Raw genomic sequence first — 26,052 nt, 5'->3', positions numbered from 1 at the left:
TTTTCCTATCGAATGTCAACATTTGATTGCATTTGCGGCCGACAATTGTTCATTATCAATCGATTATCACTTACTTACGGTTATGAACACATGCATCAATGAATAACAGTCCTTTAATCCGCAACTACAATCTGTAGATGATGAAGGGATTCCAGAAGACGCCGGTCTGCAAGACGGTCAGTTATCAGCATATCAAGACCGGATACCTGGACGCTCGTCGCAATAGAGCGGCGGTTGAGCTTTGTATGATCCACCATCGCGCAGACTTTCGCGGCATTAGCGGCCATCCGCTTCTTGAGCTCTGCCTCATACAGACTGAAATCCGTCATACCGGCCTCAGCATGAAAGGCCTCTGCTGAAGTAAAGAAATAGTCTGCGTGAACCTCCTCCAATATACTCCTGCCGAGCAGTCCTTCTACCGTCCGGGAGCTCGGGCGCAGCACACCGCCGATCAGGATAACATTGATGCGCGGATTGCGGTTGAGCTCAATAGCAGACTCCAAGCCATTAGTCACGACGGTAAGAAAATCATAATCCACGAGCAGCTTGGCCAGTTCCAATGCCGTTGAGCTTGCATCCAGCATAATGCACTGCCCTTGGTGGACAAACGCGGAGGCTGCCCTCGCGATTGCCCGCTTCTCCTCATGATTAAGCTCACTTCTTGATGCATACCCCGAATCATGCATCTGCGTCCGCGGCATGACCGCCCCGCCGTGTGTCCGCTCCAGCAGCCCCTCTTCCTCCATTACCCGCAGATCGGTCCGCAGCGTCCCTTCCGAAACGCCGAAACGGACAGCCAGCTCCTTTACAATAACTTGCTTCTGTTCCTTCAATAACGCCATAATCTGTTCCCTGCGCTGTGCCGCAAACATTCCTGCCGTCTCCCCCGTCCGATATAACCCTTTTAAACGAACCACTCATTATTTAATCGCATAAAATAGCTGACGCATGGAATGGTATATGTAATTCATCATACCGAAAATGAAAACAAGCGGCAATAGACGACGATAAACGCCATCCATTCCGCTTGCCCTTACTCGCCAAAGTAGTAATCTGCGCCTTCGAAAAATTCAAAGCTGAAGTCACCGATTTGTACCAAATCTCCGCCTTTAGCTCCTTCTTTCCGCAGCGCGGTATCAACACCCATGTTACGCATCACGCGTGCAAAGCGCATAACCGCATCATACGAATTCAGATTCGTCCGCTTAATAAAGCGTTCGATGCTTGGGCTTTCAACAACATAATAGCCATCTTCCTTGCGTACCGTGAACGAGTCATCATCCTTCTTCTCGTACTTGTACACCTTCCGCTCTTCTACCTCAACCACTTCATCGACTTCCGGTGCAGTCGGCATCTGATCCAGCAGATCCGCTGCCTTGTATAGCAGCTCCTGTATCCCCTGCTTCGTCAGCGAAGAGATTGGGACAATCTCGTATTCTCTATCCCCCCGCACTTCTTCCAGCTGCTCCTTGAACAGCTCCAGCTGGTCTGCGGATTCGGGCATGTCCATTTTGTTTGCTGCTATAATCTGCGGGCGGTCCGCCAGCTTCTCATTATATTTCACAAGCTCTTCATTGATCTTCACCCAGTCTTCAAACGGGTCCCTGCCTTCGGAGGCTGACATATCCACGACATGGATAATGACTCTTGTACGCTCCACATGACGCAGAAATTCGTGGCCAAGTCCAACGCCTTCCGCAGCCCCTTCGATAAGTCCCGGAAGATCCGCCATTACAAAACTTCGGCCCTCACCTACATCTACAACGCCCAAGTTAGGAGTTAACGTAGTGAAATGGTAGGCTCCTATCTTCGGTTTGGCCGCTGACACCACAGACAGCAGGGTCGATTTGCCAACACTCGGAAATCCGACCAGCCCTACGTCAGCCATAACCTTGAGCTCCAGCACGACCCAGCGCTCCTGTCCCTCTTCCCCGTTCTCGGATATATAGGGAGCAGGATTGCTCGCTGTCGCAAAGCGGATGTTGCCGCGGCCGCCACGTCCGCCCTTGGCCACAACTACCTCTTGGCCATGACGGGTCATATCAGCGATGACTTCCTGAGTATCGTCATCTACAATGACGGTACCTGGCGGAATTCTGACAACCATATGATCGGCATTCGCGCCGTGCATCCCCTTCGTCTTCCCCTTCTCGCCGCGAGGGGCCTTGAAGTGCTTCTGATACCGGAAATCAACAAGCGTACGAAGCCCTTCATCCACACGGAAAATAACATTGGCTCCGTTGCCGCCATCGCCGCCCGCGGGCCCGCCTTCAGGAACATACAGCTCCCTGCGGAAGGAGATTATCCCGTCCCCGCCGTCCCCGCCTTTTACAAATATCTTCGCCTTATCTACAAACATGATGTTCCTCCGTTCAGCTGCGCAGTTCAGCGCGCAATACCATGTCTTTCATATCTGTCTCCAGCAGCTCAACCTTAAGAGGAGATTTCTTGAGCCGCTGCTTGCATTTGGCATGCAGTTCAGACGCATCATTCAGCTCTCCGTCATATTCAATACTAATGATTACCGCTTCCTCGTTCCGTGCAATGGATAAAGCCAGATGCGCTGCGTCCCCGGTTCCCGATTTCACGGCAAAACGATAAGCATTAATGATATCAATCAATGCGGCTGAGACATCCTCTGCCTGAAGCGGCAGCTCAGATAAGTTAACATCATCGGTCACTTCAATTTCCAGCTGCACAGCATTAGTCATCGTGCGGAAGGATTGAAGAAACAATATCAATGACGGTACGCCCAGCTTGGCGATCCGGCTTTCCACCGTCATCCGTTCTCTTATTTTTTCCACGCAATCAATTGTTTTATCCGGTTTGTTGAGCCGAAGATAGCCATACAAAACCTGTAAATCATTCATCCAGTCATGCCTATGGTGGTTCAGTGTGCGAATTGCCGCCAGTTGGAGTGTCTGCTTGTTGTGAGCGGCGCTATTCTTCCATTCTCTTCGCTCTACCCACACCCACAGCCCTGCCGCAAGCAGGGTCCAGAGTACAAATATCCCGTGAACCCAAAGCTTGTCCGGCCACAGCAATACTGCTGCGGCAGGCAGCAGCACAGAACCGGCTGTGTAGAGGCGTATAGTCCGCCATTGATTCATTAGCGAGTCCTCTCTTCGTTTCCATTCATTCCCTAACCCCAACCAAGTATAGCACAGCCATACCCTACAGCCCAAGAGAAACCTAAGGCAAAACTTACCTGTCCCGGTATTTAAAAAAAACCCGGCCTGTGAACCAGGCCGGGTTTCGGTGTTGGTGTCTTAAGCTTCTACGGCTGCAGCTACAGGAGCTACTTCCACGGGGTAAACACTCACTTTTTTGCGTTCGCGACCCCAGCGTTCGAACTTCACAACGCCTTCCACTTTTGCATACAGCGTGTCATCTTTACCGATGCCAACGTTGTTGCCCGGGTGGATTTTCGTACCGCGCTGGCGGTAAAGAATGCTGCCAGCTGTAACAACTTGACCGTCAGCACGCTTCGCGCCAAGGCGCTTCGAGATGCTGTCACGTCCGTTCTTCGTCGAGCCTACACCCTTCTTGGAAGCGAATAGCTGAAGATTCAGTTTCAACATGGTTATACCCTCCTTCTATACCGATTGTTCACTTATAACGACGTATTTGCCGTAGGATTCCGATATGGTTTGAAGCATAACGACCATCGATTCGAGCAGCAGCTGAACCTTGTCGTCACTCGCTTCAACTCCCGTTGACGGGATATCCGATTGCAGCCAGCCGTTCCGCATGGAGGCCGGAAGTTCCAATCCGGTTAAAGCTTCAATCGAATTGACTGTTCCAACCGTCACAGCGGAAACCCCGGCACATACGATATCCTTGCCCGGCTTCGCATATTCCGCATGACCTTCCACAGCAAACGATAGAATTCGTTTGTCCGCAGCACGACGGGTCAGCGTGATTGAGATCATAATTCGGACCTCTTACGCCTCGATCTTGCCAATCGTCACTTTCGTGTACGGCTGACGATGACCTTGCTTACGGCGATAGTTCTTCTTGGCTTTGTATTTATACACGATGATCTTCTGACCTTTACCGTGCTTCTCCACTTTCGCGGAAACAACAGCGCCAGCGACTACAGGGGAACCTGTAACCAGGCCTTCGCCTTTGGATACGGCCAGAACGCGATCAAACGTTACGCTGTCGCCCTCTGCAACGTCCAATTTCTCGATGTAGAGCACATCGCCTTCTTGAACCTTGTACTGCTTGCCGCCAGTTTCGATGATTGCATACATAGATGGTGCACCTCCTCATGTCTAAGACTCGCCTGAAAACCAGGTGGCAAATTCCTCAGCGGAACTGCTCTTCCAACCTGTCCGGAGCGGTTGTAGCATGCATAGCAACAAGCACTAGACACACACACTGAATGATTATAGCATACGACTGCTGGTTTATCAAGCGATTCTATCGGCAGCCTGATATTTACTATAGCACCCTCCCGGGAACCACTAAACCAAATGTTTTAATCCTGGGAAGGGCGATTCACATATAAGGTTCCGCGTCCCTTGCAGGCTGCACATGGCTCTAGATGCTTACCCGAGGAACGGCCTCTGACTTTCTTCCTTGTCATCTCCAGAAGGCCGAGCTTGGTCCAGCCGACGACATGGCACTTGGTCCTGTCCTTGCGCACCAAGGCTTCAAGAGTGCCCATAACCTGCTGCCGGTGTTCTACCGATTCCATGTCAATAAAGTCAATAATTATAATACCGCCAGCATCGCGAAGCCGCAGAAGACGCGCAACCTCAGCCGCAGCCTCCATATTCGTATTAAATACCGTCTCCTCAAGATCCTTGGACCCCGTATATCTGGAGGTATTCACATCAATCACCGTCAAGGCCTCCGTCTGATCCCACACCAGCTCGCCTCCAGAGGTGAGGCGTATCCGTGCGCCAAAGGCCTTGTCCAGCTCGCTGCTGACGCCGAATTTCTCGAACAAGGGCAGTTTCTCCGTCTCACTGTAGGCCAGCAGCCTCGATTCCATCGCCGGCGCCATGCTTCGGACATAGGTCAGTACTTCCTCGTAAGCCCTGCTGTCATCAATCCAGATTTCATCGGTCTCCGCATCGAGGATATCCCTCACGACCCGCTGCACAAGCCCCGCTTCCCGGTGTACGATGGCGGGCACCTCTGCCTTCTCGGCTTGTTCCAGTATGCCTGCCCACTGACCCCTTAAAGCCGCGACATCTCTGGCCAGTGAATTGGTGCTTTCGCCAGCTGCAGCTGTCCGTAGAATAATTCCCTCTTCCGCCTGTCTGACCGACTCCCCGGCCTGCCGCAGCCTAGCTCGTTCGCCCTCCGTCGGAATTTTCTTGGAAACCCCGACATAGTCAGCGTACGGCATATAGACAAGCCAGCGGCCTGGAAGGGAATAATGTGTGGTTACCCTTGCTCCCTTGCCCCCAATCGGCTCCTTCACAATCTGCACCAGGATATCCTGCCCGGGGCGCACTACTTTGGATATAGGCGGCTTCTCCCTCGGCTTCTGCTCCAAATTCGGATGCAGCAGGTCATCGATATGAAGAAAGGCATTTTTCCCTTGTCCGATATCGACGAAAGCCGCCTCCATTCCGGGCAGCACATTGACGACCCTTCCTTTATAAACGCTGCCCACCGTCTGGCCATCCGCCGCCTGTTCGGTGTAATACTCGTCCAATTTCCCGTTCGTCAGTACAGCTGTCTGGACAACATCCCGTTCTACATGCACCAACATCTGCTTCATCGCAGTCCTCCACCCGCCAGAGGCCCATTTTGACCTTTATTTTACCTGAAAAGCTCGGAAACTGCACGGCCCGGTTTTCCTTCCGATAAGTACGCCTGGATGATGTGCTCTTCGGGAATCACACCCTGCACGCTTCCTTTATCACGTATCAGGCAGACCAAGTGATAGCGCCCTCTCCGCAGCCTTCTCAGCACATCTCCGAGTGAATCTCGCGCTTTAACAACAATTGGAAGGGGATGCTCCCCCGAGTCATTTTTCAGCTGTGCAGCATGCAGCTCCCTATGCATCAGAAACCTTACGAAGACATAGGGTATATTGCGCAGATAGGTCCAGTTTGAAACAAACAGGAAGATGCCGATGGCCAGCAGATTAAGTTGAATTGTCCCGTGATGGGCCGGCAGGTAACAGGCATACAGAATGATTATAAGGCTTACGGCCAGACTCAGTCTTGTCACCATGTAGAGGGAGCGGTAATAAGAGCTTGTACAGCTGAGCAGTGCTGACAGCAGCTTACCGCCATCGAGCGGCAGTACAGGCAGCAGATTAAACAGCCCGATCATCAGATTGGCCTTCCATATATACTCCGACCACCCCGCGTCAAAGCCGCCCCATGCACCGAGCGCCCAGGCAGCCGCACCCATCCAGAGATTCTGAAGCGGTCCGGCGGCGGCTACCACCGCTTCCTCCAGCGCCGGCACCGTGCCAGCCTCCTCAGTCTCGGCCACACCGCCGAATGGCAGAAGCCGGACCTCCCGGATCCGCCAGCCGAAGCTCTGTGCGGCCAGCACATGACCCGCTTCATGGATCAGCACAATGCTGAAGAGAACCAGCAGCTCGACGAAATAGCCTGTTATCAAGGATGCGGCCATGACGAGTACGAACAGGGGATGTATCCCCCAGCGGATACCGAGGACATTAATCAAGCGGGACCACATCCGTCGGATCGACATAGCGGCCATTCACCCGCACTGCAAAATACAGGAGGCTGTCACCCTCCGGCTTCTCCGCAAGCCGTCCGACGCGTTCGCCTGTCTCCATCCAGTCTCCTGTCTTCACTGCAGCTTCCTCCAGCCGCCCGTAAATGGATGTGCGGTTATCCGCATGCTGAACAACTACGCTGTATCCGTCAGCCTCATTACCAGAAACGAGGCCAACCCGGCCGGTTTCGATAACGGTAATCTCACTGCCCGGGGGGCCAGCTATCTCCACGCCATTCAATGTCTCTGCGAAGGAGCGCACAACGGTGCCATCCAGAATCGGCAGGGCTGCCGGCTGTGTCACCGAACCATCCACCCGCCTTGCTTCAGTTGCCGTCCGGTCGAATATCGGAATAAACGTCGGGGCTCCCGCGAAGGTTTTCTTGTACCATTCCGCCGCCGCTTCCGTGTCCAGCTCCTCTGTCAGCGCCTTTAGCACAAACTGCTGGATATCCTCTGTGCCAGCGGGCCTGAGAGCAAATAATCCCCAGATGGAACCAAAGAGGATGAGCGATACCAGAAGCTTCAGCCTCATGCCTCCCCAGCCGCCATGCCTGGACGGGTTATCATCATCGGCTGACGCTCCTCTGCCAGTCCCATCAAGCTGGGATAGGTTAGGAAGCCTGCCTCCTCCCCGCAGCCAGTCTTCCGACCTTCGCTTCCATTCGGCTTCCGGATCCCGCTCCTCGCCAGCTGGCTGCGCGTTCATGCCTGTCCGGTGCACCTGATCACGCGACCCCGCTTGTATCTGCTGTCCAAGAGAAGGGGTTGCCTTGCTCTTGTTCTTAGACTCTCCCTGGTCAAGCGGCTTGTTCTCCTGCAATCTTCTATCCATCAGCTCTCGAATACGTTCCTCCCTGCGCTGCTTCACACGGGTTCGTTCTGCCATATATGCCGCTCCCTTCTCCCGCGGAGTGGCACTGGAAGGGCCGTCCACGGATAGCTTGTTCATAATCAAAATATGAAAGAACAGTCCCTTTTATGTCGTCGCTATACTGCAGTATATAACGTATACAGTTGTTCACTGCTTATTTTCGGGGGCGAATCCATCTATAATATCCGTATGGGGGCATTTCTCATTGCAGCAGAAATCTTATGACCGAGTGATACGAGGAGGATTAGTATGACAGCGATATTACCACTTCAGCGCAGAGGAATACCCGCAAGCCGGCTGGTCTTGGGCTGCATGGGACTTGGCGGCGGCTGGAACAGCGAGCCGCTTACAACCGAGCATTATAAGCAGGCGTCCGAAACGATGGATGCCGCGCTGGCTTCAGGCATTACCATGTTTGACCATGCCGACATCTATACAATGGGTAAGGCGGAGATGGTATTCGGCAGCGCCCTTCGCGAGCATACCGGGTTAAGAGAATCCATCATTCTTCAGTCCAAGTGCGGCATCCGTTTCAGTGAAGGGCCAGACAAGCCTCACCGCTTTGATTTTTCAAGCGAGCATATCCTAAGCAGCGTGAATGGCATCCTCAGCAGGCTGAAGACCGACTACCTGGATATTCTGCTGCTGCATCGTCCGGATCCCCTCATGGAGCCCGAGGAAGTGGCCGCTGCCTTCGAGAAACTGGTCACCGCCGGCAAGGTCCGCCACTTTGGGGTGTCCAATATGGGCGCCGGACAAATCAGGCTGCTCCAACGCGCCTGTACGGTTCCCCTCATTGTCAATCAGCTGGAGCTCAACCTGGCTCACACCGATTGGATTGACCAAGGGGTTCATATCAACCAGCTGGCAGGGAAGGACCAGATTTTCCCTGAAGGAACACTGGAATTCATGCGCATGGAAAACATACAGATTCAAGCCTGGGGACCGCTGGCAAGAGGCCTCTTTACGGGCGCGCCGCTTGAGGATCAGCCAGATCATGTCCGGGATACCGCTGCGCTGGTTACCGAACTGGCCGAAGAAAAGGATACAAGCCCCGAGGCGATCGTGCTGGCATGGCTAATGAAGCATCCGGCCTGCGTACAGCCTGTAATCGGCACAGTCAACCCGGAGCGGATCAAAGCCTGCGCCAAGTCCGTCAGTCTTCCACTAACCCGCGAAGAATGGTACCGGCTATATCTGGCATCACGTGGAAGACCGCTTCCCTAAGGGGAGAGCAGGACTATGGCTGTGCTGAACTCTCCGCATAACTGTTAAATTTCTCCGTATGGTGGTAAGCTCTATAGAGGCTCGCTTCGAACGGCTAATTCATCCAAAGGAGACTATTTATTCATGTGGCTCGTTTTTGCTTCACTGGCAGCTGTCAGCTTCGGACTGCGCGGTGTGCTCTATCACTGGACCTCCACGAAGCCAATGGAACGGAGTCTGATGCTGTGCGGCGTCTTCTTTACAGGAACCCTGATCAGTCTGGCCTGTGCCCTGGTGCTCGGTGAACCATGGACGTTCACCGCGCTTACAGGCATGATGATGGGCGTATTCTCTTTTGGGGCCAACGCCTGCATGGTAAAAGGCTTCTCAGTGGGCAAGGCTTCCCTGATTGCCGTACTGACTGCTCTTCCGCCGGTTGTGGTTGTGCTGCTGGCTTTTGCCATCTGGGGAGAGACGCTCACCAGCCTGCAGCTTGTATGCTTCGCTGTCATTCTATCGGGCATCCTGCTGATCCGGTTTTCGGGAGATGTTTCCTTCAAGCACCTGGAGGGGGTCAAATGGGGGCTGCTCACGACCTTATTCTTCGGTCTGAACGATATGGCGGGCAAGTGGTCAACGATGCTGGATGCCGCCACCTTCCCCACTTTAGTCGGCATGTTCGCTACCGGAACCGTGCTGTTCGGCTTGTCCTATATTTCCGGCACAGCCAAACGCCGAAGAGCGGCGGCCGATAACAGCCGTGTCATCGCGGAAGCAGCTGCACAGTGGAGCCGCGGCAAAACCTTCGGCATCGGGATGGCCGTCGGGATTACGAATTCGATCGGGATGGTATTCATCCTGCAGGCCTTCGATCTCGGTGTGACCGGCCTCGTATCCGCCGTAGTTGCGATGAATGTGGTCGTTATCCTGCTTTATACCCGAATTGTTGTGAAGGAGAAGTTTACACGCAAGGAATTGACAGGCATGATCCTGGCGATCTGCGGGATTATACTCCTGAGGCTCTTCGAATAAGCGCTGATCGTTCTCATCAACAAACAGGGCTGGCGTACCGGGTTCACCCGAACCTCTGCGCCAGCCCTATATTTATTGAGTATACCGTTTCTAAACCAGCTCATATTTCTCCTGATGCGCCTTAACGCTGAACACCAGTCCGATACTCAGCATGTTCAGCAGCAGCGAGGTGCCGCCATAGCTGACGAACGGGAGAGTAATGCCGGTTATTGGCATCAAGCCGATACTCATGCCGATATTCTGGAAGATTTGAAAGACGAACATCGATACAACACCAATAATGATGTAAGAGCCCTTCAAATCATAGCACTGGAAGGCGATGATTATCATCCTATAAATTAGCAGGAAATACAGCAGCAGCAGCACAGCCGAGCCTTGGAAGCCAAACTCCTCCCCAATGACCACAAAGATGGAGTCCGAATACGCATAAGGGATGAATTTGCGGTTCTTGGAATCCCCCTGCATGTACCCGTCACCGGTCAGACCGCCTGAGCCGATGGCAATTAATGATTTCTCCGACTGATGCTTGTCATCATCGGAAGCTGTCTCCGGGTGAATGTAGGTGTTGATCCGCTTGTACCAGTGCTCCTTATCATGAGAGCTGAGATAATCCTTGATTTCCGTATTAAAGGTATTGAACAGCGTCACGAACAGCACAAGTCCGCCAACCACTGCGGTGAGCCCGATCAGCACATGGGTGTACTTGACGTTGCCAATCCACAGCATGCCAAGCACGATGACCACGAAGATAATGGCGTTGCCAAGGTCAGGCTGAATCATAACCAGCAGGAACGGAAGCAGTGAGAACGCGGCGATCGGCAGCAGGTCACTGCGGAAGGACAGCCGGTCCCCTTCCCTCCGGCCCATTAGCACGGCGAGTGTTAGCACAAGGATAATCTTCATGAACTCAGCCGGCTGGAAGGACAACAGCCCCCCCGGGAGTGTAAACCAGCTGCGCGCCCCATTAATCTTGTCTCCAAAGAAGTAGACAAGCACAAGCAGCAGCACCCCGATGCCATAGAGCACATGCCAGCCTTTCAGAATGACTCGGTAATCAAACAGTGTAGCCGTAATGACCACCACAAAACCTACTGCGAAGAAGAACAGCTGCTTGAGGTCATAATTATCGTAGCCCGTCAAACCGTAAGTGGCGCTTCGCACAGCAAGCGTGCTGATGATCATCAGCATGATCAGAATCAGCAGGATGCCCCAATCCAGCTTCTTAAGTTTATTTAGCACAGCGCATTCATCCTATTCCAAGAAACTTCCTAAGACGCTTGAACATGCCGTTCTTGTCTTCCATCTGCATCAGCGGCACCTTATCCCCTAAGATCCGCCTTGCAATATTGCGGTAAGCAATCGCAGCCCGGGAGGAAGGGTCCATAACAGTCGGCTCTCCGGCATTCGCTGCCTTGATCACCTTCTCATCATCCGGTACGATGCCAAGCAGGTCAATGGCTAGAATCTGGCATATTTCATCGATGTCCAGCATCTCGCCGCTCTTCACCATTGTCGGACGAATCCGGTTGATAACGAGCTTCGCCGAAATCTGCGCCTGCTCCAGCAATCCAATAATCCGGTCTGCATCTCTAACTGCCGCGTTCTCGGGTGTGGTCACGACGATCGCCCTGTCAGCGCCGGCGACAGCATTGCGGAAGCCCTGCTCAATCCCTGCCGGACAATCAATAATGACAAAATCAAAGTCCTTCTTAAGCTCCAGTACAATATCCTTCACCTGCTCAGGTGAAATATCGTGCTTATCCTTCGTCTGGGCAGCCGGCAGCATATAGAGCTCATCAAACCGCTTGTCCTTTACCAGGGCCTGGTTCAGACGGCAGCGGCCTTCCGACACATCGATCAAATCATATATAATCCGGTTCTCAAGCCCCATCACGACATCCAGGTTTCTCAGACCAATATCGGTGTCTACCATACACACTTTCTTCCCGTGCAGCGCAAGCGCAGTGCCCAGGTTGGCCGAGGTAGTCGTCTTCCCTACTCCACCTTTGCCCGATGTAACGACTATAGCTTCTCCCATTTGTTACACTCCTTTGAACACAATCGGATCCTTGCGCAAGCGGTGCAGCTGTGACAGCTTATCGATCTTCATCTGCCCCTCCTGCAAGTAGGCGAATTCCATGAAGGCATCCCCTGTCATCCATTCATCCGGCGGACGGCTGATAATGTCCGCAATGCGAAGCTGGGTCGGACGAAGCATGGATGAAGCAATAATCACATCCCGGCGTCCGTCCACTCCCGCATGCGCCAAACCTCTGAGGGCTCCCAGCACATATATATCACCGGTCGACATGATGGTCCCCCCAGGATTGACGTCACCCATCAGCATGATATTGCCTTCATGCCGAATCGTCTGGCCTGAGCGGACGACACCCGTTATGATTTTCAAATCATCCTTCTTAGCTGCCTTGGCAAGCTCTTCATCCTGTTCCCCGTCCACAGACTGAACCAAGAGATTGCCCCGCTGCCGGATAACCGATACAATTCGTTCCTTCTCTTCCTCACTCGCACGTCTGGCTCCAAGCTTCACTTGTACGTGGACCAGCGGTCCGGTCAGCAGCTGCTGGTGTGTCGTTTCCAGCTTATAATGAAGCTCGTCGAGCAGCTCTCCGAATTCACAACTGTCATCAAGCAGAAAGACGAGACCTTCTTTGACCCCTTTGATTGTAATATGCTGTTTTTCGGTCACGCTTTTCCCTCCCTGAACCTATACATTTCGGTTCACAATGCCCGGAATCCTGCTTGATACGCCTAATCGACATCTTCCGCACTGCCTCTGCCCGAATTCTCAAACATTCGTCTTGCCGGTATGTACAGTGCAAGCGCGAAGCCCAGCTGCAGAAAAAGACTGGGCAGGATATGATCCATAAGTGCATTAGCATAGGTCTCCGAGGTAATTTGGAACGCCTTGTATATGAAATAGACCAGGGAATCATACAGCAGTGATCCGATCCCAATGGCAGAGAGCGCCATCATAATAGGGCTTCGTCTATACTCCAGCAGCAGACCTGTTAAATAACCGCAAATTCCCATCGCAAATGAATGAACACCAAGCAGGTGGCCGTAATAGACAATATCCTGCAGAAGGCCGAAGACAAGCCCTAGTGTCAAAGCCGTATGCCGGCCCGAGTATAATGCTGAATATAGGACGAAAACAAAAACAAAATGAGGCACGAGCCGTCCGATCAAGGGTTCAGGGACCAGCCAGGGGAAAATCGTTCCTTCAATCAGAAACAACAAAACCATCAGGAAGACTGCAAGGCGGAGATTCATTCTTCCAGCCCTTCCATTTCCGGCGGTACTACGACAAACACCTCGTATAAGCGGTCCAGCTTGGCAGCCGGCTTTATCTCCGCAATATGTGTAAGGCCGAAATCACCGACCTGGCGGGATTCCACAGTACCGATAACAAGACCGCGCGGAAACACGCCGCCAAGACCTGAGGTAATAACCGTATCCTTCTCCTTCAGCTTGTCATCCTCGGCTATCTTGGACAATAGTAGCATTCCTGTCTGCTCATCATAGCTGTCGATCATACCGAAGGAATCAAGGTTACCGAGTACCGTGGCGGCGACTGGCTTTGCTCCTGAGGATTCCGTATTCAGCTCGGTAATCGGCATTACGGTTGAATAGAAGGGAAATACCCGGCTGACCACACCGACCATGCCGTCCACGGTGACTACAGCCATGTCCGGCTTAATGCCGTTGCGGGATCCAAGATTGATTTTGATTACATTATTGTAAGGGTCCTGGTTATCCGCAACTACCTGGGCAATCACAAACTTGTAGTCATTCATCTTTTCCTGTTGTTTTGTAAAATTCAATTCCTCTTGCAGCCGCTTAACTTCCAGCTCCAGGAAGTTATAAGCGGTAGCATCCCGCGCATATTTCGCCGTCGTCATTCTCAGCTGCTCGTTCTCACGATAGAGCTCCTTCATCGTCCTTACATCCTCAAACAAGCCCGCTAAGTAACCAGCGGGCTTGTAGAACCATTGCTGAACAAATGTAACAGAATCGCCGATGAAGTTCTCTGGCCAAGACAGCTTATCACGCTTGGTGAGCGAGAACCCCATGACAGCGACAAAGACGATCAGGCCAATCATGAGCGCGAACAATCGTTTATTTCGGAATAATCTAAACAGTCTGCTCACCCGCCCATTACTGATTCATTAAACTTATTACCTGACGTGTCCTAGCGCTTCGAACGGATAGACGAGCCGCCTCTCGGCTTGAAGAGGTGGATGTTCTCGAGTGCCCGTCCTGTACCAATAGCCACACAATCAAGCGCATTCTCCGCTACGATAACGGGCATCCCGGTTTCCCTGGCAAGCAGCTTATCCAGGTTGCGCAGCAACCCGCCGCCGCCTGTAAGGACAATACCGCGGTCCATAATATCCGCTGAGAGCTCAGGCGGACACTTCTCCAATGTCACTTTCACCGCATCAACAATAGCATTTACTGTGTCTGTCAACGCCTCGGTGATCTCATCCGAAGAGATTGGAATCGTCTTCGGCAGGCCGGTAACCAGGTCGCGTCCGCGGATCTCTATCTTCTCGGTCTTATCGAGCGGCAGAGCCGAACCGATCTCCAGCTTAAGCTGCTCGCTGGTCCGCTCGCCGATCATCAGGTTGTACATACGCTTGATATACTGGATGATTGCTTCATCCATCTCATCCCCGGCTATCCGGATGGAGCGGCTGGTTACAATTCCGCCCAGCGAGATAACAGCCACCTCGGTAGTGCCTCCGCCAATATCGACAACCATACTGCCTGTCGGCTCCCAGACTGGCAGATCCGCACCGATGGCCGCTGCGAAAGGCTCTTCAATCGTATAAGCTTCGCGAGCCCCGGCCTGCTTGGTTGCATCCTCTACCGCCCGCTTCTCAACAGCAGTAATCCCCGAAGGAACACAGACCATCACGTTCGGATGGCGCGGAAACAAGGAGCGCTGCTTCTGTGCCTGGCGGATAAAATATTTGATCATTGTTGCTGTTGTCTCAAAATCGGCAATTACCCCGTCTTTCATCGGCCTTACAGCACGTATATTGCCGGGAGTACGGCCAATCATCTTCTTGGCCTGCTCGCCAACTGCTTCAATGGTCTTCGTATCGGTACGCAGGGCAACTACTGACGGTTCCCTAACGACTATTCCTTTTCCACGGACATATACAAGGGTATTCGCTGTTCCAAGATCAATACCCAAATCCTTCGTGAACCCTCCAAACATCGCTGTACTCCCTTCTATCTGTCAGACAATCCCTCTTATTATATTACATTAAACCTTGTTCCTTCAAACTGACGTAACGGTTATCTCCAATGACAATATGGTCGAGGACGTCAATGCCGACAAGCTCTCCCGCTTTGCATAAACGTTCGGTAATGGCTATATCTTCAGGGCTTGGGCTCGGATCGCCGCTTGGGTGATTATGCACACAGACCAGCGAGGCGCTGCTGCATTTCATGGCGGCACGAAAGACTTCCCGCGGATGTACAAGGGAAGCGTTCAAGGTGCCGATCGATAAGGTTTCCCGGCCGATAACCTGATTCTTCGTATTCAGGAAGAGACAGACGAAGTGCTCCTTCTTCAGGTAGCGCATCTCCTCCATCAAGTAATCAGCCGCATCCTGCGGCCGACGGATCGTAAGCCTGTCCTCATCCCGGCTTTGCGACAGCCTTCGTCCAAGCTCTATGCCCGCACGAAGCTGCACCGCTTTGGCCGGGCCGATTCCCCGGATAGCTGTTAGCTCTGCGAGGCTCATGTCTGTTAAATTCCGCAGGCCTCCGCACGAACTTAATATGCGCGAAGCCAGATGGACGGCGGACTCATTCCGAGTGCCTGTCCGCAGTAAGATAGCCAGCAATTCAGCATGGCTGAGCGCTTCCGCTCCGATTGTCATCATGCGCTCTCTTGGTCGGTCTTCATTCGGAACATCGCGCAGGACCAAACGCTCCCGGTTCATACCTGCTCCTGTCCGGCTGCAAGGGCAGCCCTTAAATCGTTTCCACTCCAAAATCGGCCAGAAGCTCCGCGAGCAGCGACACCGGCAGGCCTACAACATTGAAATAACAGCCCTCGATCCGGTCTACCAGCACAGCACCCAGTCCCTGAATGCCATAGGAACCGGCTTTGTCCTTCGGCTCCCCCGAAGCAATATACCGCTCGATCCTCGCGGCGTCGAGCGGTTTCATATGTACGCGGGTTACCCGGCTTTCGGCCCTCATGCGGCCGCTGTGCAAATCGATGAGAGCTACACCTGTAAACACCTCATGCGGTTTGCCCTGTAGCCGGTTAAGCATGGCAGCTGCTTCCTCAGCATCAGCCGGCTTGCCCAGCTTGTCTCCATTCAGCACAACAATTGTGTCTGCGCCGACAATAACGGCAGAAGGCTGCATGCCGCCTTCGCTCAGGATTCTGCCTCTGACGGCTTCGGCTTTGCGGACTGCCAGCTGTTCAACGACCTTCGCCGGAAGCCATTCATCCGGTGTTGTCTCATCGGCGTCAGATGCTACGATCTCCACCGGTATTCGAAGACCAAGCGAATCCATAAGCAGTCTGCGGCGCGGCGAGGCTGATGCCAGAACCACACGTTCAGGCATTTTATCCGAGGGAGTATAGGCAGAATTCACAATCATTCAGCTCCTTATACGCAAATGGCAGCCGGACATTTACAGCTTCCGGTAGAGCCATACGGCAATAATGACGCCTATAATGCTAATCAGGCTGATATCCAGCCTTAACGTGAAATCAAAGCTGAACACCACAAGATCCGCTGCGGGCGACCATACCAGCTGGGCCGTTTCCGTTAAAAAGGACAACACCGGAATGCCAACCAGCCAGCGCGACACCAGCGCACCTGCCACCAGTCCGATGATGATGAACAACACAAGAATCCACGCATTTTTCCGCATCTTCCAACGTCCCTCGCCTTTTTTTGACACCTGTCCTCTATTATACGTTGGAAAGTACAGGTTTACAATGCGTCAAAACTGGCCAAACCATTCCTTCTGTGCGAAAACCGCTTCCATCAGTGCCGACTGGGCCTGCCACAGGTAGCTTCTCGATTCCTTCACCTGATAGGCGGAGACAGACTTGGCGGCCGATTCGTAGGCAGTGGCTATGCGACTGAGCGCTTCTGCACCTTCAGTGCTTATCCCCTTACGGAACGTATCATGAAGCGCCTTCCAAGCCTTATACTTGTCCAGCCATTTCTCCCCGGCTCCGGTCTCCGAACCGCCCTCCAATATAGTAACGGTTAACGTGCCCAAATGGTTTGCAAGCTCGCTAGTTTGTACCGCAAACTGCTCCGCCTCCTGCTTATCGCCATTGTAAGGAAATCCGCTGACTTCCGGGATGTCAACCGGCTTCACATATACTTCCAGACCGCCCAGCTGCTTGGCCAGCATTTCGGCTTCGGCTTTGGTCGTTGCCATACCTGCATATACCCGGAAATCGTCTCCCTGCAACGCCGCCGCTGAATAACCCCGGTTCTTCAGATCCGCGATGGCGGCTTCCATCCCCTCCGGTTGGCTGAATACGCCAAATTGCAGCAAGTAATAGGTTTCACCTTGAATGTCAGCCGCTGTTAGACTTGCTGCGCCCTTGGAAGGAGCCGGACTGTTTATCGCAACGGGTTCATCCGCCACCTTACCGGTGCTTTCACTACTTGGCAGAATAGCATCGCCCGAGAAGAGCGAGAGCAGCAGATACCCAAATACCGCACCCGTAGCGAGAGCCCCTCCGACCGAACCGATCACTTTAAGCCAGGAAGGGCCGCCCGGCTGCTGCCGGTGAACCACATAGCCTGTATAGTTCATCTCGCCCTGATCATCCATGTTCATAACAGGAGGCTCCGGCAAATCCCCCTGACCCGGGCTTACGTTTGGCGCTGTCCTGCTGTTTATCTGTCTATCCTGCACGGTCCGTATATCTGCGGTTCTCCTGTCTCTAGCCGCCTTCGCAGCGGTCTCATACCCGTCATGCCCGCCTGTCTGCTCATCCCCCAGCGGAATCAGCTGGACCGGCTCCCGGTCTGCCCGATCCTGGTCTTCTCTCTCCCGGTCTGCCTGGACCGCAGGCTGGATGTCCTCAGTACCTTCTATGTCATATACCACTTGGGGCCCGCTCTCTCTGTCTGCATCTGTTCGGTTATCTCTGTGCTTTGTGTCTAGACCTTCACTCTCACGGATCAGTTTCTCAAGAGCAGCCGGATCATCCTGGAACGGGCTTTTCCATGCTTCAACATCGGTTGTAAATTTCAGCTCATCCGGATACAAGGAAATGACGTTGGAGCCGGAAACCGGCGGCACCCGGTTCTCTGCAGACGGCCTGCCGCTTACCTGAGCCTTGTGATCGAAACGATAGGTGATGCGCGCTTTCGGTTTCATATCAATCTCTCCTTGTCCATATCATCTACTAGTATTCTATGACCGGTTTAAGAGATTTATGAGCGCCCGCACACCATAAAATTGGCAAAAAAGCAAACAGCCATGCGATTGTATCTCGCACGGCTGTTTGCCGTTACTGCTTCAAGCAGCGAATCTTACTTGCCTTTCAACTTCTCGGCCAGTGATACGGCTACCTTCCAGATATCTCCCGCGCCCATTGTAATGACAAGGTCTCCGGGCTTTACACTTTCAGCCAAGTAATCCAGCACCTCTTCTTTGGTAGGCAGATAGGAGGCATTGGCGTTACTGTTCTCCACTATCATATCCACTAGACGCCGTGAGTTGACACCTTCGATCTGCTGCTCGCCAGCGGGTGAATAGATGTCGGTGATAATCACCTGATCCGCCTCGGGGAATGCCCGGCTGAACTGCTCCAGCAGGAAGAAGGTACGCGTATACCGCTGGGGCTGGAATACGGCAACAATCCGTTTGCCAGTCGCCTTCGCCGCACTGATCGTCGCCTGAATTTCAGTAGGATGGTGAGCATAGTCATCAATAACAAGAATGTCATTCACTTCGCCCAACACCTGGAACCTTCGCTTAGCGCCGCGAAAATCCAGAATAGCCTCAGCGACCTCTGCGAATGGCACCCCTGCCTCCAGGCAAGTAATAACGGTGGCCAGCGCATTGCTCACATTATGCAGGCCGGGAACAGACAGCTCGATACGTCCCAATACGCTGCCTTCCTTCACAAGATTGAAGGAAACCTTACGGTCTCCTAGCTCGATATCGGCAGCCATATAATCGGCCGGTCTATCGAAGCCATAAGTAACAATACGGCCACCTTTGCCTTCAGCTTGAGCCAGTACATCACGTACATTCTCATCGTCTATGCATACAATGGCCTTGCCGTCTTCCTTAACCTGCGAGAGAAATCGCACATAAGCTGCCTTTAGCTTATTGAAGTCGCCGTCATAGTTCTCCAGATGATCCGCTTCAATATTGGTCACGATGGCGATAGCCGGATGATAGTGGAGGAAGGAACCGTCACTTTCATCAGCTTCGGCCACCACATATTCACCTTTGCCTGCCTTCGCATTGGTTCCAACATTTACGATTTCTCCCCCGATTATATAAGTCGGGTCCAGACCGCAGGACTCCATAACCAGTGCGATCATCGACGAAGTTGTTGTCTTCCCGTGGGCACCTGCGACCGCTATGCCTTTACCGGCATTCATCAGCCTGGCCAGCATCTGCGAACGGTGTATGACAGGTATATTACGGAGCTCTGCCGCCTTACGCTCTACATTGTCTTTGGAAAGCGCGGTTGAGTAGACGACCAGGTTGGCCCCTTCCACATGCTCCGCCTCATGTCCAATATAGATTTGTGCACCCTTGGCGGCCAGCTTCTCGGTCAGCTCCTGCCTGGCGACATCGGATCCGGTCACCTTGTAGCCCATCTCCAGCATGACTCTGGCGATGGCGCTCATCCCGTATCCTCCGATGCCGATGAAATGAACGTGCTCTGCCGTGTTCAACTTGCGCTTCACCAACCTTTTTCAGAATCCTTATTGTAGAGCAAGCGGGAGCGGACATCGGCGATTAAATACAATGTGCCGGATACGACTGCCAGGTCGCCCGGAGCTGTCCGTTGCTCGAGCAGCTCAAGCGCTTTTCGCCAATCCGATTCAACCGTTATACTTGCCTTGCATTCCGGCATGGACGAGGCCAGCTCATGCAGCTGCCCGGCCGCCAGCTTCTTGCGGAAATCAGGCTCGGTTACGATTAAAGTATCCACTATTGGTAGTATATGCCGCAATGTATCCCGATGATTCTTATTCTCCAGCATCCCGATCATCAAATGCAGTTTCCCGTAAGTAAAGGTGCTCTTAAGAGCCGCAGCCAGTGTAGCCATTCCTTCCGGATTATGCGCCCCATCCAGCAGGATACGGGGGTCCTGCCGGACAAGCTCAAGTCTGCCCGGCCATTTTGCATGAAGCAATCCCCGCTGCAGATCTTCGTCATCAACAATCAGCGCATAATACTGGCGGAGCACCTCAAGCGTCATAACAGCTGTGGCTGCATTGGTGCGCTGATGAGCGCCCGCGAGTGTGATCGCCAGCGGTTCCACGCTCCGGAAGGGCCCTTCAAACCGGAACGATTGTTCCTGCTCATTAACCGCAACCATCGTTTCATGAAACTGCTCGCCCAGCACATACAAGGATGACTTGCGGGCGGCTGCCGTTTCACGAATAACTGCCAGTGCTTCAGGCTGGCTTACAGCCGTGATGACCGGAACACCCGGCTTAATGATCCCGGCCTTCTCGAAGGCGATCTTCTCAATCGTGTCACCTAGAACATCCATGTGATCATGCCCGACGTTCGTGATGACGGACACGACGGGATTAACCACATTGGTGACATCGAGGCGTCCGCCCAAGCCGGTTTCCCAGACGACATAATCAGGATAGGCAACCCTGCCAAAGTAAAGAATAGCGAGTGCGGTCGAAACCTCAAACATGGTAGGCGAACCAAGCTCCGTAGCCGCAATAGCCTCGACATGCGGCTTAAGCTTATTGGCGAGATCGACGAGTGTATCTTCCGGTATATCTTCACCGTTGTATTGAAACCGGTTCGTAAACTTCGTGATGTAAGGAGAGGTGAACATCCCGACATCATAGCCGCAAGCTTGTAGAACCGACTGCAGGTAAGCACATACCGAGCCCTTACCGTTCGTTCCCGCAACGTGTATGAATTTCAGCCTCCGCTCGGGATGCTCCAGAGCTTCCAGCAGCCGTTCAATCCGTTCCAGCCCGGGACGGATTCCGAACGGAATCAGCCCGTTTATCCAGTCTCTCGCTTCTTCATAAGTCTTAAGTGAATTAGCGTGGTCCTGCTGATATTCGGTCAATGGGACCGGCCTCCTTCCGCCTTGCGCATTAACCGCGCAGCTCCGCTATCCTTGCAACAACCTTATCGCGCTTGTCAGCATAATCCTTCATCTTGGCGCGTTCCTCTTCAATGACCTTGGCAGGAGCCTTGGCTACGAAGCCTTCATTCGCCAGCTTCTTCTCCACACGCTCCACCTCGCTGGTCAGCGTCTGGAGCTCCTTCTCAAGCCGGGTTATTTCTTGGGAAATATCAATCAGCCCAGCCAGCGGCAGATACAGTTCTGCACCTGTTACAATCGCTGTCATCGCTTTATCCGGAGCTGATATCCCCTGTCCAAGCTCAAGCTTCGATGTTCCGCAGAAGCGCTGGATGAACTCCTCGTTCCGCTGCAAAATCGCCAGCTCTTCCGCCCCGGCGGCATTAACCAGAAGCTCGACCTTCTTGCTCATCGGAACATTTACCTCAGCGCGGATATTCCGGACAGACCGGATCATATCCATCAGCAGCTCCATCTCGCGCAGCGCTTCCGGCGACTCGAGCGCAGTCTCATATACCGGCCAGCTTGCCGTTGTAATCGTCTCGCCCTCATGAGGCAGATGCTGCCATATCTCCTCGCTGATGAATGGCATGAACGGATGAATCAGGCGCTGTGTGCGGTCCAGCACATAAGCCAGTACCGATTGAGTCGCCCGCTTGGCGTCGGCATTGTCGCCATACAGACTCAGCTTCGCAAACTCAATATACCAGTCACAGAGATCATCCCAGATAAAGTTGTAGAGAACTCTTCCTGTTTCCCCGAACTCATAGCTGTCAATCAAGCGCGTTACCTCGCGAACGGTTTCGTTCAGCCGGTGCAGAATCCACTTGTCAGCCGTTCCCAGCGGAACCTTAATATCAATATCGGCTGCGCTCACGCCTTCCAGGTTCATCAAGGCAAACCGCGAAGCATTCCATATTTTGTTGGCAAAGTTTCGCGCCTGCTCGACCTTCTCCCAGCGGAACCGGAGATCCTGGCCGGGGGTGCAGCCTGTAGACAGCATGAAACGCATAGCGTCGGCACCGTATTTCTCAATAACCTCAAACGGGTCTACGCCATTGCCAAGCGACTTGGACATCTTGCGGCCTTCAGCATCACGCACCAAGCCGTGAATAAGAACATCCTTAAACGGAATCTTGTCCGTAAACTCAAGGGCGGTAAAGATCATACGGGCCACCCAGAAGTATATAATGTCATAGCCGGTTACAAGCACGCTTGTCGGATAGAACCTGTCCATATCTTCTGTCTCATCGGGCCAGCCCAGTGTGGAGAATGGCCACAACGCAGAGCTGAACCAGGTATCCAGGACGTCCTCGTCCCTGCGAAGTTCGCCGCTGCCGCAGGAAGGACAGCTCGACAGATCTTCACGGGAAACATGCATCTCGCCGCAGGATTCACAGTACCAAGCTGGAATGCGGTGTCCCCACCACAGCTGGCGGGAGATACACCAGTCGCGGACGTTCTCGATCCAGTGCAGGTAGATTTTCTCGAAGCGGTCCGGCACGAACTGCACACCGCTGCCTGACTTCTGGGCTTCGATAGCCCGCTCAGCGAGCGGCTTCATCGCTACAAACCATTGGGTAGAGAGGTAAGGCTCCACCACTGCTCCGCTGCGCTCACTATGGCCGACCTGATGGACATGCTCTTCAATTTTGACGCATACGCCCTGGTCCTGCAGATCCTTCACGATCCGCTTGCGGCATTCGGAACGGTCTAGTCCGGCATAAGGTCCTGCCTCCGCATTCATCGTGCCGGTCTCGTCCATCACGATAATCTGCGGCAGATTATGGCGCTGTCCAACCTCAAAGTCATTCGGATCATGGGCTGGCGTAATCTTGACCGCTCCGCTGCCGAATTCCTTCTCTACATATTCATCCGCGATAATCGGGATTTCCCGGCCGATTATCGGCAGCACCAGATGCTGGCCGATAAGGTGCTTGTACCGCTCATCCTCGGGATGAACTGCTACAGCCGTATCGCCGAGCATCGTTTCCGGTCGGGTCGTTGCCACCGTTATGTAGCCGCCGCCTTCCTTAAGCGGATACTGCAAATGATACAGGCTGCCCTGTATCTCCTTGTATTCGACTTCAATATCGGACAGTGCAGTCCGCGCAGCCGGATCCCAGTTAATGATTTTCTTGCCGCGGTAGATCAGGCCCTTGTCATACAACCGGACGAACACTTCTCTAACCGCCTTCGAGAGACCCTCATCAAGCGTAAATCGTTCCCTTGAGTAATCCAGCGACAAACCCATCTTGGCCCACTGGTCCCGGATGGTCTGCGCATATTGTCCCTTCCAATTCCATACTTGCTCGAGGAACTTCTCCCTGCCGAGGTCATAACGCGACTTGCCTTCCTCACGCAGCTTCTGCTCAACCTTCGTCTGGGTAGCAATGCCCGCATGGTCCATACCCGGAAGCCACAGCGTGTCAAAGCCCTGCATTCTCTTAGCCCTAATCAAGATATCCTGAAGCGTAGAATCAAGCGCATGACCGATATGCAGCATACCCGTCACATTCGGAGGCGGGATTACAATTGTAAAGGTTGGAGCATCAGGACGCTTTCCAGCCTCAAAATAACGGCCGTCGAGCCAGTACTTATACCAGCGCTGCTCCGCCTGCTTGGGATCATAGGTTGTTGGCATTTCCGGCTTGCCTGCCGGGCCATTGTCATTCATGCCACTCATTTCATTACGTTCTGCCATCTGCGTTAACCTCCAAACTTATTCATATCCGGTAAGCCGGACGGTAATTACCCTCCATACCATTAAGCAGGCAAACAAAAAAAGCCCTTCATCCTCAAAGGACGAAAGGCTGAACTTCCGTGGTACCACCTTTGTTCCGTATACAGTATCCGCATACGGCACTTCGTGATCGATAACGGCTGCCTGCCGGCCGGATCTCCCGGACTATCCGTTCGATCGGGCAACTCCGGGGCGACCTGTAGCAGTTACATCCTGCGAAACCTCTCAGCCAAAACACGGTTCGCTCTCTGAAGGCATTGCTGCGTACTCTTCCCCTTCATTGTAGATAGGTATATGATATTGCTATTATTACCTATCATAACGATCTTATTCCTTTCCGTCAACCGCATTGCCCCTGCCCCTTGTATAGTACCTCAATCGTAATGAAAGAGACTAGGGAATCATCAGAACCTGACCTTCTGAGACGGACTGCTCATTAAGACGGTTATAGAGCTGCAGCTCGCGCGGATTCAGCTCATACCGCCCTGCGATTGTTTCAAGGGTATCCTCCCGCTGCACAATGCACATGCGCACCCTGCGGAATTCACGCTCCCCGTCCGATTTGCTGAGGAACAGCTTCTTCCATTCGATCTCATCGCCTTCAGAAGGCAGCTGCGCTTTTCGTTCCTGCGCCTTAGCCGTAAATTCCTGTTCCAGCTCGGCCGCTTTGGCCGCCTGATCCCGCTTGGAGGTCTGAAGCAGGGAACTGTAACCGGCATCTGACGCTCCAGCCTTCGCTTCCTCTGGACGTTTTGCTCCTAAGGCGATCTTCATCTCCTGCTTGGCCTTATCCTGCTGAATTACCGGTTCAGCGGCAGTTGCCGGCATGTCTGCTGAAGCCGTAACGACTTCAGCAAGCTCTTCGCTGCTTCCGGCTGCAGCGGCACCTAGCGGTACAGAAGCAGCTGCATTCGCCTCCAAAGCCTCCGACTCCTGCTCCACGTGTGCAGCTGCCTTGTCAGCCAATTGATCCGCCGATGCCTCAACCGCTGACTCTATGCGTTCTCTCTCGTTCGGACTCATATCTGAACTACTCTCATGCGACTCTGCAGTCTGCGATGCAAATTCTGCCGGCCAAGAGTTCCATGCGGCAGGTTTCTGCTCTCTCTCGGACTCGGAGTTATCAACCGCTTCGAGGGCGGGTTCCTGCATGGCCGCGCCTTCTGCTGCTGTATCAGCCTCTGATGCTTCGCTGCCGGGATCCTCTGCGGCAGTCCATGATACATGAGCAGAATCCGCGGAACCGGCATCGGGAAGACGAACAGCCTCCTGATTCTGCCAAGGCCCGGGTTCATTGCCAGCCCGGTATTGGCGGTAAGCCTCGTTTTCCTCGATCCGGAGCGGGCCAGTGTTCCATGCTGCTGGCTGTGAAGCCTCTTCTGCAGCGGGTTTATCCGAAGCAAAAGAGAAGGAAGACCACTGAACAGGCTCAACTTGCTCCGCCTTCTCCTGCTGGCTGCTTCCCTGCTGCGTTCGTACAGAATCTTGAACGGCAGCACTCGCAGGCTCTGGCGTATCCGCTGTCTCTTCAGCCGCTCCTTCTGCTGCGGCCGGCAGCTGCTCACCTGCCGCATAGCCCTTGTCCCGTTCAGATTCATCCTGCTGCTGATAAGCGGGCACTTCGGACGCATGCTGAGCCTCTGCCCCCTCCGCGGGCAAATAGGCTTGCTCCGGCGCTTCATCCTTCGTATGAACAACTGTGAACGGCTCCGCTCCCCAGCTGTAGCTTGGCGGAGTCTGATCACGGGTCTCTACCCCTGTCAAGGACAAGACCCCTGTAATGTTGAGCGTTCGTGCGGACAGCAGGTCCACATCAAAATTATCGATCTCCACCGTAATGTCTTCCAGGGAGCGGACACGATTCATTGGCAGTGTAATTTCGACCGGAATCCAATGCTCCAGCGTACGGGAATCCGTCGCTTCCCCTTCTGAACCGTAAACCCCGCTGAGCAGCAGATTGCCGCGCAGCAGCACCTGATCCCCCTGATGCACAACCTGAATGTGAGGGACCAGCTCAATTTCCTCCAACTCATGAATATCCGCGACATCAACCGGCAAGTGCACACGTTCGTAAACGTCAAAGCGTAGTCCGCTTGATTGATTCAACGGCTGTTCCTCCCTTCCGGTATTGACTGTTCAAGCGATACC

25 protein-coding genes and 2 other annotated features are annotated in these 26,052 nt (G+C 53.4%); of the genes, 2 read left to right on the top strand and 23 right to left on the bottom strand.

Going from position 1 to position 26,052, the window contains the following annotated elements:
- Positions 1–113: 113 nt before the first annotated feature.
- The 9 genes from DNH61_RS19450 to DNH61_RS19410 all read right to left on the bottom strand — a co-directional run bounded on the left by DNH61_RS19450 (position 114) and on the right by DNH61_RS19410 (position 7,606).
- Positions 114–872, bottom strand: a complete 759-nt coding sequence (locus DNH61_RS19450) for a DeoR/GlpR family DNA-binding transcription regulator (protein WP_111148495.1) — start codon at positions 870–872, stop codon at positions 114–116.
- 161 nt (positions 873–1,033) lie between these two features.
- Positions 1,034–2,359: a GTPase ObgE gene (gene obgE / locus DNH61_RS19445; RefSeq protein WP_111148494.1), complete on the bottom strand. Its 1,326-nt coding sequence runs from the start codon at positions 2,357–2,359 to the stop codon at positions 1,034–1,036.
- Between the two features lie 13 nt (positions 2,360–2,372).
- Positions 2,373–3,110, bottom strand: coding sequence for a Spo0B domain-containing protein (locus tag DNH61_RS19440; protein ID WP_111148493.1), 738 nt, complete (start codon positions 3,108–3,110; stop codon positions 2,373–2,375).
- 159 nt (positions 3,111–3,269) lie between these two features.
- Positions 3,270–3,581: a 50S ribosomal protein L27 gene (gene rpmA / locus DNH61_RS19435; protein WP_111148492.1), complete on the bottom strand. Its 312-nt coding sequence runs from the start codon at positions 3,579–3,581 to the stop codon at positions 3,270–3,272.
- Positions 3,582–3,596: 15 nt separating this feature from the next.
- Positions 3,597–3,932, bottom strand: a complete 336-nt coding sequence (locus DNH61_RS19430) for a ribosomal-processing cysteine protease Prp (RefSeq protein WP_111148491.1) — start codon at positions 3,930–3,932, stop codon at positions 3,597–3,599.
- A gap of 12 nt (positions 3,933–3,944) precedes the next feature.
- Complete coding sequence (gene rplU / locus DNH61_RS19425) at positions 3,945–4,256, bottom strand: 50S ribosomal protein L21 (protein WP_111148490.1); 312 nt, start codon at positions 4,254–4,256, stop codon at positions 3,945–3,947.
- Positions 4,257–4,270: 14 nt separating this feature from the next.
- Positions 4,271–4,358, bottom strand: a sequence feature (ribosomal protein L21 leader region).
- Positions 4,359–4,483: 125 nt separating this feature from the next.
- Positions 4,484–5,740, bottom strand: a complete 1,257-nt coding sequence (locus DNH61_RS19420) for an Rne/Rng family ribonuclease (RefSeq protein ID WP_111148489.1) — start codon at positions 5,738–5,740, stop codon at positions 4,484–4,486.
- Positions 5,741–5,781: 41 nt separating this feature from the next.
- The gene (locus tag DNH61_RS19415) at positions 5,782–6,690 is read right to left on the bottom strand and encodes a site-2 protease family protein (protein WP_245948265.1); all 909 of its coding nucleotides are present in this window, start codon (positions 6,688–6,690) and stop codon (positions 5,782–5,784) included.
- Positions 6,656–7,606 (bottom strand): M23 family metallopeptidase, encoded by a 951-nt coding sequence (locus DNH61_RS19410; RefSeq protein WP_181438792.1) that lies wholly within the window; start codon positions 7,604–7,606, stop codon positions 6,656–6,658. Before DNH61_RS19410 ends, DNH61_RS19415 begins: the two co-directional genes overlap by 35 nt.
- A gap of 234 nt (positions 7,607–7,840) precedes the next feature.
- Here DNH61_RS19410 and DNH61_RS19405 point away from each other — a divergent pair, with 234 nt between their 5' ends.
- Positions 7,841–8,818 carry an aldo/keto reductase gene (locus DNH61_RS19405; protein WP_111148486.1) on the top strand — a complete coding sequence of 326 codons (978 nt, stop codon included), beginning with the start codon at positions 7,841–7,843 and terminating at the stop codon, positions 8,816–8,818.
- Between the two features lie 123 nt (positions 8,819–8,941).
- Complete coding sequence (locus DNH61_RS19400) at positions 8,942–9,829, top strand: EamA family transporter (RefSeq protein WP_111148485.1); 888 nt, start codon at positions 8,942–8,944, stop codon at positions 9,827–9,829.
- A 90-nt stretch (positions 9,830–9,919) separates the two neighbouring features.
- On the opposite strand, the gene DNH61_RS19395 is transcribed toward DNH61_RS19400, so the two are convergent.
- The 14 genes from DNH61_RS19395 to DNH61_RS19330 all read right to left on the bottom strand — a co-directional run bounded on the left by DNH61_RS19395 (position 9,920) and on the right by DNH61_RS19330 (position 26,010).
- Positions 9,920–11,068: an FtsW/RodA/SpoVE family cell cycle protein gene (locus DNH61_RS19395; protein ID WP_111148484.1), complete on the bottom strand. Its 1,149-nt coding sequence runs from the start codon at positions 11,066–11,068 to the stop codon at positions 9,920–9,922.
- Between the two features lie 7 nt (positions 11,069–11,075).
- Positions 11,076–11,867: a septum site-determining protein MinD gene (gene minD / locus DNH61_RS19390; protein WP_111148483.1), complete on the bottom strand. Its 792-nt coding sequence runs from the start codon at positions 11,865–11,867 to the stop codon at positions 11,076–11,078.
- Between the two features lie 3 nt (positions 11,868–11,870).
- The gene (locus DNH61_RS19385) at positions 11,871–12,536 is read right to left on the bottom strand and encodes a septum site-determining protein MinC (protein WP_111148482.1); all 666 of its coding nucleotides are present in this window, start codon (positions 12,534–12,536) and stop codon (positions 11,871–11,873) included.
- A 62-nt stretch (positions 12,537–12,598) separates the two neighbouring features.
- Entirely contained in the window at positions 12,599–13,120 is a 522-nt protein-coding gene (gene mreD / locus DNH61_RS19380; RefSeq protein ID WP_111148481.1) for a rod shape-determining protein MreD, read from the bottom strand.
- Positions 13,117–13,998 carry a rod shape-determining protein MreC gene (mreC, locus tag DNH61_RS19375; RefSeq protein WP_111148480.1) on the bottom strand — a complete coding sequence of 294 codons (882 nt, stop codon included), beginning with the start codon at positions 13,996–13,998 and terminating at the stop codon, positions 13,117–13,119. The genes mreD and mreC overlap by 4 nt, the downstream gene beginning before the upstream one ends.
- Positions 13,999–14,039: 41 nt before the next feature.
- Positions 14,040–15,074 (bottom strand): rod shape-determining protein, encoded by a 1,035-nt coding sequence (locus DNH61_RS19370; protein WP_111148479.1) that lies wholly within the window; start codon positions 15,072–15,074, stop codon positions 14,040–14,042.
- 43 nt (positions 15,075–15,117) lie between these two features.
- Positions 15,118–15,807 (bottom strand): RadC family protein, encoded by a 690-nt coding sequence (gene radC, locus DNH61_RS19365; protein WP_111148478.1) that lies wholly within the window; start codon positions 15,805–15,807, stop codon positions 15,118–15,120.
- Positions 15,808–15,838: 31 nt separating this feature from the next.
- Complete coding sequence (locus DNH61_RS19360; RefSeq protein ID WP_245948270.1) at positions 15,839–16,444, bottom strand: Maf family protein; 606 nt, start codon at positions 16,442–16,444, stop codon at positions 15,839–15,841.
- A gap of 69 nt (positions 16,445–16,513) precedes the next feature.
- Positions 16,514–16,756, bottom strand: a complete 243-nt coding sequence (locus DNH61_RS19355) for a DUF4321 domain-containing protein (protein WP_111148476.1) — start codon at positions 16,754–16,756, stop codon at positions 16,514–16,516.
- Between the two features lie 72 nt (positions 16,757–16,828).
- On the bottom strand, positions 16,829–18,232 hold the full coding sequence (locus DNH61_RS19350; RefSeq protein WP_111148475.1) for an SPOR domain-containing protein: 1,404 nt from the start codon (positions 18,230–18,232) through the stop codon (positions 16,829–16,831).
- 155 nt (positions 18,233–18,387) lie between these two features.
- Entirely contained in the window at positions 18,388–19,770 is a 1,383-nt protein-coding gene (murC, locus tag DNH61_RS19345; RefSeq protein WP_111148594.1) for a UDP-N-acetylmuramate--L-alanine ligase, read from the bottom strand.
- An 8-nt stretch (positions 19,771–19,778) separates the two neighbouring features.
- The gene (locus tag DNH61_RS19340) at positions 19,779–21,143 is read right to left on the bottom strand and encodes a bifunctional folylpolyglutamate synthase/dihydrofolate synthase (RefSeq protein WP_111148474.1); all 1,365 of its coding nucleotides are present in this window, start codon (positions 21,141–21,143) and stop codon (positions 19,779–19,781) included.
- Positions 21,144–21,171: 28 nt separating this feature from the next.
- Positions 21,172–23,865 carry a valine--tRNA ligase gene (locus tag DNH61_RS19335; protein WP_281272421.1) on the bottom strand — a complete coding sequence of 898 codons (2,694 nt, stop codon included), beginning with the start codon at positions 23,863–23,865 and terminating at the stop codon, positions 21,172–21,174.
- Between the two features lie 94 nt (positions 23,866–23,959).
- Positions 23,960–24,194, bottom strand: a binding site (T-box leader).
- A gap of 103 nt (positions 24,195–24,297) precedes the next feature.
- The gene (locus DNH61_RS19330) at positions 24,298–26,010 is read right to left on the bottom strand and encodes a LysM peptidoglycan-binding domain-containing protein (protein WP_111148473.1); all 1,713 of its coding nucleotides are present in this window, start codon (positions 26,008–26,010) and stop codon (positions 24,298–24,300) included.
- Between the last annotated feature and the right edge of the window lie 42 nt (positions 26,011–26,052).

Source organism: Paenibacillus sambharensis, assembly GCF_003233845.1.
Taxonomy (GTDB): Bacteria; Bacillota; Bacilli; order Paenibacillales; family Paenibacillaceae; genus Paenibacillus_I; species Paenibacillus_I sambharensis.
The sequence above is the reverse complement of the archived record's forward strand: the minus strand, read 5'-3'. Positions and strand labels throughout refer to the sequence as shown.

Bases quoted from the DNA above. Each gene is read 5' to 3' on its own strand.
- DNH61_RS19410 (WP_181438792.1), bottom strand. From the start codon at position 7,606: ATGGCAGAACGAACCCGTGTGAAGCAGCGCAGGGAGGAACGTATTCGA.
- obgE (WP_111148494.1), bottom strand. From the start codon at position 2,359: ATGTTTGTAGATAAGGCGAAGATATTTGTAAAAGGCGGGGACGGCGGG.
- DNH61_RS19370 (WP_111148479.1), bottom strand. From the start codon at position 15,074: ATGTTTGGAGGGTTCACGAAGGATTTGGGTATTGATCTTGGAACAGCG.
- DNH61_RS19415 (WP_245948265.1), bottom strand. From the start codon at position 6,690: ATGTCGATCCGACGGATGTGGTCCCGCTTGATTAATGTCCTCGGTATC.
- rplU (WP_111148490.1), bottom strand. From the start codon at position 4,256: ATGTATGCAATCATCGAAACTGGCGGCAAGCAGTACAAGGTTCAAGAA.
- rpmA (WP_111148492.1), bottom strand. From the start codon at position 3,581: ATGTTGAAACTGAATCTTCAGCTATTCGCTTCCAAGAAGGGTGTAGGC.
- DNH61_RS19350 (WP_111148475.1), bottom strand. From the start codon at position 18,232: ATGAAACCGAAAGCGCGCATCACCTATCGTTTCGATCACAAGGCTCAG.
- DNH61_RS19430 (WP_111148491.1), bottom strand. From the start codon at position 3,932: ATGATCTCAATCACGCTGACCCGTCGTGCTGCGGACAAACGAATTCTA.
- DNH61_RS19400 (WP_111148485.1), top strand. From the start codon at position 8,942: ATGTGGCTCGTTTTTGCTTCACTGGCAGCTGTCAGCTTCGGACTGCGC.
- radC (WP_111148478.1), bottom strand. From the start codon at position 15,807: ATGAACCGGGAGCGTTTGGTCCTGCGCGATGTTCCGAATGAAGACCGA.
- DNH61_RS19450 (WP_111148495.1), bottom strand. From the start codon at position 872: ATGTTTGCGGCACAGCGCAGGGAACAGATTATGGCGTTATTGAAGGAA.
- DNH61_RS19360 (WP_245948270.1), bottom strand. From the start codon at position 16,444: ATGCCTGAACGTGTGGTTCTGGCATCAGCCTCGCCGCGCCGCAGACTG.
- DNH61_RS19405 (WP_111148486.1), top strand. From the start codon at position 7,841: ATGACAGCGATATTACCACTTCAGCGCAGAGGAATACCCGCAAGCCGG.
- DNH61_RS19440 (WP_111148493.1), bottom strand. From the start codon at position 3,110: ATGAATCAATGGCGGACTATACGCCTCTACACAGCCGGTTCTGTGCTG.
- DNH61_RS19335 (WP_281272421.1), bottom strand. From the start codon at position 23,865: ATGGCAGAACGTAATGAAATGAGTGGCATGAATGACAATGGCCCGGCA.
- minD (WP_111148483.1), bottom strand. From the start codon at position 11,867: ATGGGAGAAGCTATAGTCGTTACATCGGGCAAAGGTGGAGTAGGGAAG.
- DNH61_RS19355 (WP_111148476.1), bottom strand. From the start codon at position 16,756: ATGCGGAAAAATGCGTGGATTCTTGTGTTGTTCATCATCATCGGACTG.
- mreD (WP_111148481.1), bottom strand. From the start codon at position 13,120: ATGAATCTCCGCCTTGCAGTCTTCCTGATGGTTTTGTTGTTTCTGATT.
- DNH61_RS19420 (WP_111148489.1), bottom strand. From the start codon at position 5,740: ATGAAGCAGATGTTGGTGCATGTAGAACGGGATGTTGTCCAGACAGCT.